The sequence below is a fragment of the Paenibacillus sp. J22P277 genome (genome assembly GCF_059383675.1).
Genome location: NZ_JBXENS010000002.1, coordinates 281,466 through 295,979, shown reverse-complemented (window position 1 = coordinate 295,979; position 14,514 = coordinate 281,466). Strand labels below are relative to the sequence as shown.

12 protein-coding genes are annotated in these 14,514 nt (G+C 60.4%); 9 read left to right on the top strand and 3 right to left on the bottom strand.

All coding sequences use genetic code 11. From position 1 onward, the window contains the following. The first annotated feature begins 344 nt into the window (after positions 1-344). A complete protein-coding gene (locus tag AC50YL_RS05975; RefSeq protein ID WP_494830163.1) occupies positions 345-1,427 on the top strand; it encodes a glycosyltransferase family 4 protein in 1,083 nt (360 codons plus the stop codon). A 74-nt stretch (positions 1,428-1,501) separates the two neighbouring features. On the opposite strand, the gene acnA is transcribed toward AC50YL_RS05975, so the two are convergent. Continuing rightward, positions 1,502-4,219 (bottom strand): aconitate hydratase AcnA, encoded by a 2,718-nt coding sequence (gene acnA / locus AC50YL_RS05970; protein ID WP_494830161.1) that lies wholly within the window; start codon positions 4,217-4,219, stop codon positions 1,502-1,504. 242 nt (positions 4,220-4,461) lie between these two features. On the opposite strand from acnA, the gene AC50YL_RS05965 reads away from it, so the two are divergent. From AC50YL_RS05965 to AC50YL_RS05930, 8 genes are all read left to right on the top strand, one after another. Then, positions 4,462-5,664 (top strand): amidase domain-containing protein, encoded by a 1,203-nt coding sequence (locus AC50YL_RS05965; RefSeq protein WP_494830159.1) that lies wholly within the window; start codon positions 4,462-4,464, stop codon positions 5,662-5,664. Between the two features lie 71 nt (positions 5,665-5,735). Then, positions 5,736-6,920 (top strand): D-alanine--D-alanine ligase, encoded by a 1,185-nt coding sequence (locus tag AC50YL_RS05960; RefSeq protein WP_494830157.1) that lies wholly within the window; start codon positions 5,736-5,738, stop codon positions 6,918-6,920. A gap of 112 nt (positions 6,921-7,032) precedes the next feature. After that, positions 7,033-7,353 (top strand): hypothetical protein, encoded by a 321-nt coding sequence (locus AC50YL_RS05955; RefSeq protein ID WP_161746602.1) that lies wholly within the window; start codon positions 7,033-7,035, stop codon positions 7,351-7,353. After that, a complete protein-coding gene (gene uvsE / locus AC50YL_RS05950; protein ID WP_494830155.1) occupies positions 7,350-8,351 on the top strand; it encodes a UV DNA damage repair endonuclease UvsE in 1,002 nt (333 codons plus the stop codon). Before AC50YL_RS05955 ends, uvsE begins: the two co-directional genes overlap by 4 nt. Before the next feature lie 136 nt (positions 8,352-8,487). Continuing rightward, positions 8,488-9,252: an enoyl-ACP reductase FabI gene (gene fabI, locus AC50YL_RS05945; RefSeq protein ID WP_494830153.1), complete on the top strand. Its 765-nt coding sequence runs from the start codon at positions 8,488-8,490 to the stop codon at positions 9,250-9,252. 297 nt (positions 9,253-9,549) lie between these two features. Then, positions 9,550-10,404, top strand: coding sequence for an inositol monophosphatase family protein (locus AC50YL_RS05940; protein ID WP_494830151.1), 855 nt, complete (start codon positions 9,550-9,552; stop codon positions 10,402-10,404). A gap of 94 nt (positions 10,405-10,498) precedes the next feature. Continuing rightward, entirely contained in the window at positions 10,499-10,909 is a 411-nt protein-coding gene (locus AC50YL_RS05935) for a GntR family transcriptional regulator (protein WP_161746606.1), read from the top strand. Continuing rightward, the gene (locus AC50YL_RS05930) at positions 10,906-11,619 is read left to right on the top strand and encodes a DUF5808 domain-containing protein (protein ID WP_494830148.1); all 714 of its coding nucleotides are present in this window, start codon (positions 10,906-10,908) and stop codon (positions 11,617-11,619) included. The genes AC50YL_RS05935 and AC50YL_RS05930 overlap by 4 nt, the downstream gene beginning before the upstream one ends. Positions 11,620-11,716: 97 nt before the next feature. On the opposite strand, the gene AC50YL_RS05925 is transcribed toward AC50YL_RS05930, so the two are convergent. Then, entirely contained in the window at positions 11,717-13,036 is a 1,320-nt protein-coding gene (locus tag AC50YL_RS05925) for a glutamate-1-semialdehyde 2,1-aminomutase (RefSeq protein WP_494830146.1), read from the bottom strand. Between the two features lie 135 nt (positions 13,037-13,171). Further along, positions 13,172-14,287 (bottom strand): LCP family protein, encoded by a 1,116-nt coding sequence (locus AC50YL_RS05920; RefSeq protein ID WP_494830144.1) that lies wholly within the window; start codon positions 14,285-14,287, stop codon positions 13,172-13,174. Positions 14,288-14,514: the final 227 nt, after the last annotated feature.

Sequence of the window (14,514 nt, the reverse complement as noted above, 5' to 3'; positions counted from 1 at the left end):
TTCCGCCTGAGGGGACAACGGCACAAGCGCTCCCCCGTCTTCGGCCATACAATGGGGTCAAGATGATGCTTACCGGCCCGGCACGCTCCAATTGACGGCGGAGCGAGGCAAGCGGGGGCGGCTGCCGCATCATCCCCGGGTAATCCGGCAATGCGCAGGAGCTTGGCCGTCATTGACGATGCTTATTCCGTTGAAGTACCGTTCCGCGGGCCGCCGCACGCCACGGCAGCCTGCCGGGAACGGATCTTCGATACCGATAGATGGTTATCATTCGGCATGCCTCCTCCAATGGGACGACACCGCAGCAGCTCGCGTAAGGACGGGATGAAGATGAGAGATGCCGGATGAAAATTCTGTTCACGTTTTTCACGCCGAGCGGGGGAATGGAGACGCTCAACCGAATCCGCTGCAAGGCGCTGCGGAGAATCGGCGTGGAATGCCATCTGATGTACACGCATGATGGTGAGGGACTGAAGAACGTTGTCGACATTCCGACCTATGTCCTGCGCGGGGACGGCGAGATCAGATGGCTCCTCGAGAAGGAGCGCTTTGATCTGATTATCGTCTGTACCGACGACGAGATGCTGGTCACGATGCGGAGGATCGGCTACCAAGGCCCGCTCGTGTTCGAGCTTCAAGGATTGGGTCCGATGGAAACCGCGCATGCCTTCATGAGCGAAAGCGCCGGGCGCATACGCCCGGCGACGGACGCGCTGCTCATTCCCCGCACCAAGCATTTGGAAGTGCTCTTGGCCGCGTATTTGAAAGGCATGCCTTCCTTCAGCTTCGATAATCCGCTCGATACGGAGGCTTTCGGCTATGTCGCTTATCCGCCCAAATCGTTCCCGATCGTCGGTTGGATCGGGCGGCTCGAAGCGAACAAAAATTGGCGCGAGTTCCTGCTCCTCGGAGCCAGGCTCATCAATCGATATCCGGACGCGTGCCTGTGGATGTTCGGAGATGCGACGCTGCAGCAGCCGCACGAGAAAGCGCAGTTCGACAAATGGGTGAACGGGCTTCAGCTGCAAAGCAAATTGATGACCCTATCAAACGTACCCCATGCGCAAATCGCGGATTACTTGTCCGTGATCGGCGACTCGGGCGGCTTCCTATGCTCGACTTCCGTCCTGGAAGGCTTCGGCTACGCGGTCGCGGAAGCGATGCTGTGCCGCTGCCCGGTGTTGGCGACGGACTCCGACGGCATCCGCAGGTTCTTGATTCACAACGAGACCGGAAAAATATACCGGCGCGGCAACATCGATCAGGCTTTTGCCGAAGCACAGTCGCTAATGGGCGACGCGACCCTGCGCAGTACCATTCGCCTGCAAGCGGAGAAGCACATCAGGCAGCATTTCTCCGCCGAGCAGTACACCGAACATTTTATGAGCATGGCCGGGACCGTGACGAGGCTAAGGTCCGGTACCTGACCAGCGCTCTGAACATACAAAAAAACGGGTCCGCTCTGGGAGCGGACCCGTTTTCGTTAGGCGAACGGCGGTGTTTAGTTGCCGTTTGCCGCGATCATTTGGCGCAGCACGGTTTGGAGAATGCCGCTGTTGCGGTAGTAGTCGACGTCGACCAGGGAGTCCAGGCGGACGATGGCCGGGAATTCGAACGTCGTGCCGTCCTCGCGCGTCGCGGTGACGGTCACCGTTTGGCCCGGCTGCACGTCGTTGTTCAGACCGGTGATGTCGAATGTCTCGCGACCCGTGATGTTCAGCGTTTTCCAGCCGTGTCCTTCTTGGAATTGCAGCGGCAGCACGCCCATGCCGACCAGGTTGGAACGGTGGATCCGCTCGAAGCTTTCCGCGATGACGGCTTTGACGCCGAGCAGGAACGTGCCCTTGGCCGCCCAGTCGCGGGAGCTGCCCGTGCCGTACTCTTTGCCGGCGATGACCACGAGGTTCTTGCCGTTCTTCTGATACAGCATGGATGCATCGTAGATGGACATGACTTCTTCCGTCGGCAGGTACGTCGTGACGCCGCCTTCCGTGCCAGGGGCGACCTGGTTGCGGATCCGGATGTTCGCGAACGTGCCGCGCATCATGACTTCGTGATTGCCGCGGCGCGATCCGTAGGAGTTGAAGTCCACTTTGTCCACGCCGTGTTTGATCAGATACTCGCCTGCAGGGCTGTCGGTCTTGATGTTGCCCGCGGGAGAAATATGGTCCGTCGTGACGGAGTCGCCGAGCAAGGCCAGCACGCTCGAACTCTTGATGTCTTGGATATCGCCGATATCCGCGCCGAGGTTTTCGAAGAACGGCGGGTTTTGGATATACGTGGATTTCGCGTCCCACTCGTAGCTTTCGCCCGTCGGCACGTCGATCGCGTTCCAACGCTCGTTTTGCGTAAAGACGTTCTCGTATTTGTCGCGGAAAATTTGCGGGCTCATAGCCGAAGCCATGGCATCCGCGATTTCCTTGGACGTCGGCCAGATGTCTTTAAGGTAGACGGGTTGGTTGTTGCCGTCATAGCCGATCGGATCCGAAGACAGGTCGATGTTCACCGTTCCGGCAAGCGCATAAGCGACGACAAGCGGCGGCGATGCCAAGTAGTTGGCTTTGACCTGCGCATGGACGCGGCCTTCGAAGTTCCGGTTACCGGACAATACGGCAGCAACCGTCATGTCGTTATCGGCAATCGCTTTGCTTACTTCGTCCGGCAACGGGCCGGAGTTACCGATGCAAGTCGCGCAGCCGTAGCCGGCTACATAGAAGCCGAGTTGTTCCAACGACTCGAGCAGGTTGGCGTTCTTGAGGTAGTCCGTTACGACCAGGGAACCCGGCGTCAGGGAGCTCTTCACGTAAGCCGGTTTTTTCAGGCCGCGTTCAACGGCTTTCTTCGCCACGAGGCCGGCGCCGATCATTACGCTCGGGTTGGACGTGTTCGTGCAGCTCGTGATGGCCGCGATGACGACCGCGCCCGTGCCCATTTTGCTCACTTGGCCGTTCATGTGCTTCACGTCGACCGTCTCTTCGATCTTGTTGTCGGAGAGGCCGTAACCGCCTTTGTCGATCGGCGTGCGGATGATGCTGTTGAACGATTCTTTCATCGCCGTCAGCTCGACGCGGTCTTGCGGGCGTTTCGGTCCGGCAAGGGAAGGCACGATCGTGGACAAGTCGAGCTCGACGATGTCCGAGAACGTCGGTTCAGGCGTATCGTCCGTGCGGAACATGCCTTGCGCCGTATAGTAAGCTTCGACGAGCGCGATTTGTTCTTCCGTGCGGCCCGTGGAGCGCAGGAAGTGCAGCGTTTCGTTGTCGACCGGGAAATAACCGACCGTAGCGCCGTATTCCGGAGCCATGTTGGCAACCGTCGCGCGGTCGGCCAGGCTGATGTTGGATAGGCCAGGGCCGAAGAATTCGACGAATTTGCCGACGACGCCTTTTTTGCGCAAGATTTGCGTAACCGTCAGCGCAAGGTCGGTCGCCGTAGCGCCTTCTGCCAGGCCGCCCGTCAGACGGAAGCCGATGACTTCCGGCGTAACGAAGTACAGCGGTTGGCCGAGCATGCCGGCTTCCGCCTCGATGCCGCCGACGCCCCAGCCGACGACGCCGAGACCGTTGATCATCGTCGTGTGGGAGTCCGTGCCTACGAGGGAATCCGGAAACACGACGGTTTCGCCGTCGATCGTTTTGGTTGCGGCAACGGATGCCAGGTACTCGAGATTGACTTGGTGAACGATACCCGTGCCCGGAGGAACGGCGCGGAAGTTATCGAAAGCCGTTTGCGCCCAGCGAAGGAAACGGTAGCGTTCCCCGTTGCGCTTGAACTCGATGTCCATGTTGTATTCGAGCGCTTCCGGGGTTCCGAAGGCGTCGACCATGACGGAGTGGTCGATGACGAGGTCGACCGGCACGAGCGGGTTGATTTGCTTCGGGTCGCCGCCCGATTTCTTCACGGTGTCGCGCATCGCCGCCAGATCGACGACGACCGGTACGCCGGTGAAGTCCTGCAGGACGATACGTGCGGGAATGAACGGGATTTCTTTGTCTTCGCGTCCGTCAGCCCATGTCGCAAGCTGCTTCACGTGTTCTTTCGTAATGCCGCGTCCGTCGAATTGGCGAACGGCTGCTTCGAGCAGCACCTTAATGGAGAAAGGGAGTTTGGAGATTTTGCCCAGGCCTTGCTCTTCCAGTCCGCCCAGACGGTAGTAGGCGTATTGCTTGCCGCCGACCGAGAGGGATTCGCGGACGGAATACTCGTTTTGCTTTGTCATTGCGCTTCGCGCCTCCTTGACTTTGTACGTGCCGGTTTCACACAGTGAAACACGATTTCAAAAACAATTCATACCCTAAGTATAGCGTTTTTTCGTCAAATAAGGAAGCATAAATATTACCTTCCGCGGTAGATTTCCGCCCGTTTTCACATGAAATCGCGGTGCGGCTCATATAATGAACCAGCGTTATTCCGCCCACGAACTGGGACGGTTCAAAATCGGACGTTCGGGAGGGATCAGATGTGCCGCGATCGCGAATACGGGCCGGAACCGGCAAAGCGGTAACGAGAAAAGGCGCGGCCGGCCGGTCGGGCCGCGTTGCCTCGCCGTCCGTGCGGCTGCACGGATCGGGCAGGTCCGGCAGCGCCATGCTTGCGCAGGAAAGCGGCGGGCCGCAGGACTCCGCCAAGTCGGAAGGCTGGAAGTCGGCCGTCCATCGTTACGTGAAGCTGTACAATCAAGCCGAGATCGACCGCTTCGCCGCCCCTTTCGGCGATGTCGTCACGGACGGGGACCATCTGTACCGGTTCGGGCAGCGTCTCGCCCGGCTGCGGGAACAGGAGCTGCTCCGCGGCATTTTGCCCACCCGGAGCGAGACGAGCGCCGAGCTGCTGCGCATCAGCGAATCCGGCACGCTTTCCGAGGTGTCGGTGCTGATCGAGCTTCGCGTCAGGCGAACGATCGACCATCAAGGACGAACGTATTCGGAGGAACGCTTCGACCGCGAACGGCTGTGGCTTGCCGCGGACGACGGCGAGTACGTCATCTCCCGGATCGAGCCGATCGTGTCCGAACGCCGTCCGCGGTTCAGCTCGTCCCATTCCAGCCATGCGGGCGAGTTCGCCGACGAGCTCGCGCTCGCCGCGGAGAACAAGCCGCAATCCATACCCTATATAAATTATGACGTTTTGCCCTTTTTCAAACATGGCCGCGCCGGAATCCGTTACAGGCGCGATTTGGCCGCCGCGTATGCCGACCGCTGGTGGAACGAAGCGAACCCCGCGTACGAAAATTTCGAGGTCAATTGCACGAATTACATCTCCCAATGTCTCTTTGCAGGCAGCGCACCGATGAACTATACTGGTAAAAGGGCTTCCGGCTGGTGGTACCGCGGGTTCAGCGGCAGCCGGGAAAATTGGAGCTACAGCTGGGCCGTCGCGAACGCGCTGCAGCTTTATTTGTCCGCTTCGCACAATTCTTCGCTGCGGGCGACGGTCGTCGATTCCGCCGACCAGTTGGCGCTCGGCGACGTCATCATCTACGATTGGGGCGGCGATAACCGCTACCAGCATAGCACGATCGTGACCGCGTTCGACGCGGCGGGCATGCCGCTCGTCAACGCGAATACGGTACCGAGCCGCCATCGCTACTGGGACTATCAGGATTCCTACGCGTGGACGGAGAACACGAAGTACCGTTTTTTTCATATCGCGGATGAGTTTTAGGTGCGCTTCAAGCCCTGAGGGAATGAGAACCCGCCTGTGTGGGAAATTATACGTAACCGGAGGATCGGATCATGGGGGAGAAAGTGCGCGTAGGGCTCGTTTACGGAGGGCGCTCCGGCGAGCACGAGGTTTCGCTGCAAACGGCCTTGGCGGTCATGAAAGCTTTTGACTACGACAAATACGAAATCAAACCTTTTTATATTTCCAAAGACGGCGAATGGCGCTCGGGGCAGGTGCTTCTGGCTCCGCCGTCCGACTTGGGCTCGCTTCGCCTCGCTGGCGGGAGCGCGGTCGTCGGCACGGAAGCGCTCATGCCGGTCTTCGGCGGCGGCGCGGAACAGGCGCAGACGGCCGCGATCGCATCCGTCCCGGCGGAGGTCAAGATCTCGGCCGTCTCGTCGGCGGCGAACGCGATCGCTTCGGGCGATACCGGGCTTGACGTGGTCTTCCCGCTGCTGCACGGCACGTTCGGCGAAGACGGGACGATTCAAGGCCTGTTCGAGATGGCGAACATTCCGTACGTCGGCGCGGGCGTGCTCGCTTCGGCGGTCGGCATGGACAAAATCACGATGAAGAAGGTTTTCGCCCAAGACGGGCTGCCGCAGTGCATCTACCGCTACTTCAACCGGACGCAGTGGGAGAACGACGCCTCGTTTTACATCATGGAAGTCGAAACCGCGCTCGGCTACCCCTGCTTCGTCAAACCGGCGAATCTCGGCTCCAGCGTCGGCATCTCCAAGGCGCGCAACCGCGAGGAGCTGGTCGAAGCCGTCGATTACGCGCTGCGCTTCGACCGCAAGGTCATCGTCGAGGAATTCGTCGACGCGCGCGAGATCGAAGTGAGCGTGCTCGGCAACGACGAGCCGCGGGCTTCCGTGGTCGGCGAGATTACGTCTTCCAGCGAATTTTACGATTATAAAGCGAAATACGTCGACGGCAAGTCGATGATGCATATCCCGGCGAACCTGCCGGAAGAAGTATCGGATTCGGTCCGCGAGATGGCGGTCCGCGCGTTCCAGGCAATCGACGGCTCCGGCTTGTCGCGCGTCGATTTCTTCCTCCGCAAGGAGGACGGCCAGCTGTTCATCAACGAAGTGAATACGATGCCGGGCTTCACGCCGTACAGCATGTACCCGCTCATGTGGAAGGAAAGCGGCGTGTCCTACGCGGAGCTGCTGGATACGCTGATCGGGCTGGCCGTCTCGCGCCATGCCGAAAAGCAGCGAATCGATTACAGCGGAGGAAGTCCGGCTTAGTTCAAGCCGGATTTTCTGTTGGATGGGCGGCTTTTCGAAGTAGTTTTGTTATCTCGCCGGCTACCCGGCCTTAACGCTTCGCCACCACAAAACTTTTAGGAGGGTCCGCCAAATGGGATTCCAAACGGAGTTTAACTCGGTCTGCAAGTTCAAGTCCAAGCAAGAATTGTACGAGCTCTTGGAATACGGCCGCGGCAAAATGGTCAAAAGCGGCTTCCGCGTCTACCCGACCGGCCAGAAGGTGATCGCCTACACGCCGGACAACGAGGCGATCGCGATCGTGCGCATTCTCGTGTCCATCGCCGAAATCAATTTCCAGGGCGAAGAAGTGACCGAGGTGGAGATGGAGCTCGTCCGCAAGCTGACGGAGGAAGAGGCGCGCGTGCAGACGGCGCTGGCTTACGAGATGTTCTTCGGAGACAACCAAGGATGATTGTCCGCTTCGGGTTCGTCGCGATGAGCGTGCTGCTGGAGAATACGTCGCCGTCCCGGACGATGACGTACACGAATTTCGCGAAGCTGGACGACCGGGAAGCGGGATTGCGCCGGCTGGAGCGGATCGCGGAGGATAATCTGCGCACGACGCTGCGGATCATGAAGCACTGCGTCGGCCATGAGATCTACGTGTATCGTATGACGTCCAAGATGATTCCGCTCGCGACGCACGACGAGCTGAAGGATTGGAATCCTTACCCGGCGCTGGAAGAAGCGTTCGCGGCGATCGGCCGTTATGCCGGGGAGCACGGCATGCGAATATCCTTTCATCCCGATCATTTCTGCGTGTTCAGCACCCCGCGGCCCGAAGTGCTGGCCAAGTCGGCCGAGGATTTGAACTATCACGTGACGATGCTGGAGCATATGGGCCTCGGCCCCATGACCAAATGCAACATCCACGTCGGCGGCGCTTACGGGGACAAGCCGGCTTCGCTGGAGCGTTTCATCCGCCAATTCGGCGCGCTCCCGGACAGGCTCAGCAGCCGCGTCACGCTGGAGAACGACGACAAGACGTTCACCGTGCGCGAGACGCTCGAAGCGGCCGAGGCGGTCGGTGCGCCGATGGTGCTCGACATTCACCATCATGCGGTCAACGACGGCGGCGAGAGCGAGGACGCGATGCACGGCGAGCTGTGGCCGCGCATCGTGCGCACCTGGAACGGCCCGGACGGGCTTCCGCTGCCCGTGCCGCCGAAGCTCCACGTCTCGAGCCCGAAGAACGAGCGCGATCCGCGCGGCCATGCCGACAACGTGGACATCGGTCCGCTGCTGCGCTTTCTGCGGGGCATCAACGGCTCGGTACCGCGGCTCGACGTCATGATCGAAGCGAAGCGGAAGGACGCGGCATTGCTGCAGCTTATGGAGGATATGCGCCGGCTGGAAGCGGAAGGGGCGGGAGTCCGCGTCATCGACGGCGGCAGCATCGAGATCCAATAACCGCGGGCGCAAAGGAAAGCTTGATCTTTTGCGCCGCTTACGTTAATTTTGGTAAAGGAAGCGCTATCATTTCGCGCATGCACCCTGGTCCTACTTCCGAATCGCAACGCCATTACGCGGAGAGGATTGTGAAACAATGTTATTGACAGGGAAAAATATACTCGTCATGGGCGTGGCCAACGACCGCAGCATCGCTTGGGCGATCGCGCAGTCGCTTGCCGCGCAAGGGGCGCGTCTTGCGTTTACGTACGAGAGCGAGCGAGTGGAGGAACGCGTGCGCAAGCTGGCGGACACGATCCCCGGCTCCATCCTGCTGCCTTGCAACGTGACGGACGACGAAGAGATCGAAGGGCTCGCCGGCCAGATCAAGGAGAGCTTCGGCGTGCTGCACGGCCTCGTGCACAGCATCGCCTTCGCGAAGACGGAGGAGCTGGAAGGCATGTTCGTCGACACGTCGCGCGCGGGCTTCGCGCTGGCGCACGACATCAGCGCGTACTCGCTGACGGCCGTCGCCCAGCGGCTCTATCCGCTCATGACGGAAGGCGGCAGCATCATGACGATGACCTACCTCGGCGCGGAGCGCGCGCTGCGCAATTACAACGTCATGGGCGTGGCGAAGGCGGCGCTCGAGGCATCCGTGCGCTACTTGGCCGCCGATCTCGGCCCGCATAACATTCGCGTCAACGCCGTTTCCGCCGGCCCGATCCGGACGCTGGCGGCCAAGGGCATCAAGGATTTCAACGCCATCCTGCGCCAGGTCGAGGAGAAATCCCCGCTCCGCAAAACGACGGATGCCGCCGAGGTCGGCGACACGGCCATGTTCCTGCTCAGCCACCTCTCCCGCGGCATTACGGGCGAAGTGATCTACGTCGACAACGGCTACAACATCGTCGGCGTGTAGACTGGCGGCACCTAATCGGACTGAAGAATTCCGCCACGCAAGAGGCGATACCGGTTAAAGCGGCAGCAATGCCGCAGCGCCCGGTACCGCCTTTTTTCATCCCGCAGCTGACCGCAGGCAGGCGAATCCAGAGCGATTTCCTAAGGTTTTTGTTAAAAAGTGGAAGGCATGTGCTCATTTAGGGTAGAATAAATGCAAGGTTCACCGGATGCTCACCTTTTTGACGAAACTTTGCATACCGGGTGGCGTATAGTAGTATTGCGCAATAGAACTCATAGGAAGGTAGCGTGATAGACCGTGGGCGAAGGGAATGACATCCCTCTGGTCGGGGGCAAAAGCTTCACAGCCGTCGCGATTAATTGCGCGGCCAAGGCCGGTGAATGGATCAAGACGAAGCTTGGCAATCATACAAGCCTATCGATAAAGTACTCCGCGCAGGATCTGGTCACGGAAGTGGATAAAGGCGCGGAAAAGATGATACGCAACTTGGTGGGGACGCATTTCCCGCATCACTCGTTCCTCGGGGAAGAGGGCGTAGAGCCCGGGCCCGAAGCTTCGACGAAAGCGCTGCAAAGCGTAAAGGACGCCGAGTACTTGTGGATCGTGGATCCCATCGACGGCACGACGAATTTCGTGCACGGCTTCCCGTTCTTCTCGGTGTCCATCGCGCTCGCCCATTGGGGCGAAGTCATCGTCGGGGTCGTCTACGACCCGATGCGGGATGAGCTGTTCGTGGCGGAGAAAGGCAAAGGCGCTTACGTGCGGGGCCGCCGCATGGCCGTATCCGGCGAACAGACGCTGCGGGACAGCCTGCTGGCGACCGGCTTCCCGGCGGATCCGCATTACGCCCAGCCGCTCAACATGAAGCAGCTGCAGGCGATATCGCCGCAAGTGCGCAATGTCCGCTCGCTCGGCTCGGCCGCGCTTCATATGGCTTATGTCGCTTCGGGCCGTCTCAGCGGGTTCTGGGAGATCGGCTTGAACTCGTGGGACTTGGCGGCGGGAGCGCTGCTTGTGAAAGAATCGGGAGGCGCCGTTACCGACCTGCAGGGCAACGAATACCATCTTGGCGTCCGCCACGTGGCGGCGTCGAACAGCCATCTTCATGGCGAATTCCTGCAAGTTTTGCAGCAGGCGGAAGCCGGCAGCTAACGAAGAACGTCTCTTATTCCGTCCGCATATGACGGGAGAAGAGGCGTTCTTTTGCATAGAATAGCGTAACGCTATCGGATGGGAGGCTGGCGGGATGTTCATCGAGCTTGACGTGCAGGGCGATGTGCCGCTTCACGAGCAGATCGCGCAGCAAATTATCGCGGGAATCGCGGCGGGGACGCTGAAGCCGGGCAAGACGCTGCCCTCGGCCAAACGGCTGGCATCGGACTTGCGCATCAAGTCGCTGCCCGTGCGCAAAGCCTATCAAAGCCTGCTGGCGGAAGGCTTCCTTCAGGAACGGTACGATGGCCGGCTGGGCATGCTCGTATCGTCGAAGGAGGAGATGCCGCGCATGACGGATCGCTATATGGAACGGCTCCATAGCCGGCTGCGCACCCTGGCTGCGGAGGGGAGGGCAAGAGGGATGACGGAGGCCGAATTCAGCAAAGCCTGCGTCGCGATTTACCGCAGCGATTTATCCAGGATGGGAGATTCATTGGAATGAACGACAACCGAGATAACCGGAGAGGCGCGCTTTCGCTGCATTGGTACTGGCTGCAGGCGCTGATCGTCGCGGGATCCGCCGCGGCGGCGGCGCTGCTGTGGGCGGACATTCCTTCCATGCTGACGACGCATTACAATATTCGTTTCGAGCCGGACGGCTTCGGCGCCAAAAGCTGGAGCACGGTCTACCTGCTCAATATCGTGCAAGCCTGTCTGCTCGTCACCATGCTGGGAACGAACGCGGTCATCGCGCAGGCGAGCGCGAATGCCGCCTCGCAGGCGGACAAGGGATCGGGGGCGGCGAAGCAGCGGGCATTCCGGTACGTGAACAGCGTGTTTCTCTACGGGTTATCGCTGCTGCTGACGCTCTTCTTCAGTTATATTCAGGCGACGATGCTGTACGGCTGGCCGGCGAAGGCGCTGCCGGCGGCAACGATCGCCGTGGCGGTGCTTATCGTCGGCGGCATCGTCGGCCTGGTCGTCACGGTGAGAAGGCTCGGCCTTCAAGGACAGCATGCCGGCGCGGACGAGGAGCATTGGCTGGCCGGCGGGGGCGTCTATTATAATCCGGGCGACCCCGCGGTCTTCGTACCGAAGAAACACGGCATCGGCTGGACGGTCAACTTCGGCCGCCCTACGGGCTGGATCGTCATCGGCACGTTGATCCTCATTCCGTTCGCGATCGTCGCGCTGGTCGCGCTCATGACCTGAACGAAAAGACGCCTATCCGCCGGAAGTTTCCGCGCTGCGATCAGCAGCTCGGCCAGTTCCCGGGGATAGGCGTCTTTTATCGTGCGGTTGCGGCTCTTCAGTCCTTCATGGCCGCGAAGGCTTGCTCGGCCGCCGCGATCGTCGCGTCGATATCGTCGTCCGTATGGGCAGTGGTGAGGAACCAAGCCTCGTACTTGGAAGGCGCCAAGCAGACGCCTTGATCGAGCATCAGGCGGAAGAACCGCGCGAACCGTTCGCCGTCGGTGTCCTGCGCCTCGTCGTAGTTCGTGACGGGATGATCGCAGAAGTGCGCGGAGAACGAGCCGCGGATGCGATTGATCGTCAGCGGAATGCCGTGCCGGTCCGCCGACGATTGCAGCGCGTCCGCGAGGCGTGCCGCCTGCGCGTCCATCCGGTCGTAGACGCCGGGCTGCCGGAGCACCTCCAGGCAGGCGATGCCCGCGGAGATGGAGGCCGGGTTGCCGGCCATCGTGCCCGCCTGGTAGGCCGGGCCGAGCGGCGCAACCTGCTCCATGACGGCTTTGCGGCCGCCGTAGGCGCCGATCGGCAGGCCGCCGCCGATGATCTTGCCCAGCGCCGTCAGATCCGGCTCGATGGCGGAGCGGTCGGGGAACGCGGCATACGTCTGCGCGCTGCCGTAGTGGAACCGGAACGCGCTGATCACTTCGTCGTAGATGACGAGAGCGCCCGCCTCGCGGCTCATCCGGCAGAGGCCTTCGAGGAAGCCGGGCTTCGGCATGACCATGCCGAAATTGCCCACGATCGGCTCCACCATGACGGCGGCGACGTCTTCCCCGAAGGTCTCCAGCGCCGTGCGCAGGCCGTCCAAGTCGTTAAACGGGACCGTGATCACTTCGCTCGCGATGCTGACCGGCACGCCGGCGCTGTCGGGGATGCCGAGCGTCGAAGGGCCGGAGCCGGCGGCCACGAGCACGAGATCGGAATGGCCGTGGTAGCAGCCGGCGAATTTGATGATTTTGCTGCGCTTCGTATAAGCGCGGGCGACGCGGATCGTCGTCATGACGGCTTCCGTGCCGGAGTTGACGAAGCGGACCTTGTCGAGCGACGGGATCGCTTCCTTGAGCATTCGCGCGAGCGTGATTTCGAGCTCCGTCGGCGTGCCGTAGAGCGTGCCGTTCGCGGCCGCCGCCGTGATCGCTTCGGTAATATGCGGATGGGCGTGGCCGGCGATGATGGGGCCGTACGCGCACAAGTAATCGATGTAGCGGTTGTCGTCGACGTCCCAGAAATGGGCGCCTTGGGCGCGTTTCATGAAGACCGGCGCGCCGCCGCCTACCGCTTTGAACGAACGGGACGGGCTGTTGACGCCGCCGACGATATGCTCCAGCGCTTCGGCGTACAGGGCTTCCGAGCGCGGTCGCTGCGTTGTGGACATGGATGGTGCCTCCTTGAATGAACGGGTGTGGATGAATCGGACTAAAACAAGCAATAACTCATTGTACCTCCGCCGAGCCGCGCAGCACAACAAAAGAGAGGGAGCGGCCGGCCGGCGCGCTCCCTCTCTTGCACGTTATTTATTGTCCGAACCGTTCGCGGTGTTGCCGCTTGCCCCGCCGCTCGTCGAATTCGAGTTCGTGACGGCGCTGCCGTCGCTTTGCACGCTCGCGTCGGTCGAGGTCGACGTCGTATCGGGAACCGCCGAATCCTTCTGCAGCTCGTCTTGGACGAATTGCAGCAATTTGTCTTCGTCGGTAATCGCGAGCACGGATGCCCCGCCGACCTTCTCGCCGCCGATCAGTTCCATCGGAGGCACCTGCGCCTGGCCGGCGATATGGCTGCTCACGCCGAGCTGGCCGAGCTTGATCATGTCGTCGACGCCGATATTGGTCTTGATGTAGCCGTCGACGCTGTCGACGATTTTTTTCATCTTCAGCAGGTTCCAGCCGTTCTTCATCTTGTCGGCCACGGCGCCGAGCAGCTTGCGCTGGCGCTCCGTGCGCGTGAAGTCGCTCATCGCGTCATGGCGGAAGCGGGCGTACTGGAGCGCCTTCGTGCCGTCAAGGTCCTGGATGCCTTTTTTCAAATGGATGTCGTACCGGTTGCCGTCGGCGTTGTCGACGTAATTCATGTCCTTCTCGACGTCGAAATTCTGGATGCCGCCGATCGCGTCGATGACCGATTTGAATCCTTCAAAGTCCGTGTACACATAATATTGGACATCGAGTCCGGTGATGTCGCCGATCGTCTGCATGGCGAGCTCCGGTCCTCCGAGCGCGAAGGCGGTGTTGATCCGGTCGCTGCCGTGTCCTTCGATGTCCACGTACGTATCGCGGAGCACGGAGAACAGGTGGATCGTCTTGGTCGGCGGATCGACGGACACGACCATCATCGAATCGGAGCGGGCTTTCTCGTTCTCCTTCAGGCCGCGGTTGTCGCCGCCCATGATGAGAATGTTGACGCGTTCCTTGCCTTCCCATTCGGGCGGCTTCTCGGTAGGCTTGACTTCGTAGTTGGTGTACTTGGGATCCGTCGTCGGCTGGCTTAATTTATCGAGACCGTGAAAAACGCCATAAGCCTGGTAGACGAAATATCCGACGACCGCCAAGATCACGACGGTTACACCCAGCAGCGCCCATTTCCAGGGTCTTTTGCGTTTCGGTGGTTTAGGTTGCTTCGCGCGCGCCATATTCGTTTCAGTTCCTCCTTGTAATAGTCCGAATCCGGCACAGGAGAGATCCGCTTCGGAACAGGTAAAATAATACGCCCAATCATCGGATTGCTATGGGAAGAAGCACGTTGACCAAACTTTAATATACAGTATAGCATTACACATCATAAAATTATAAAATGGATTGTCGTAGAGAAGCAAGTTTTATCTGATTGAAGCGGATAGCGTGGATATTTCCCAGGAAA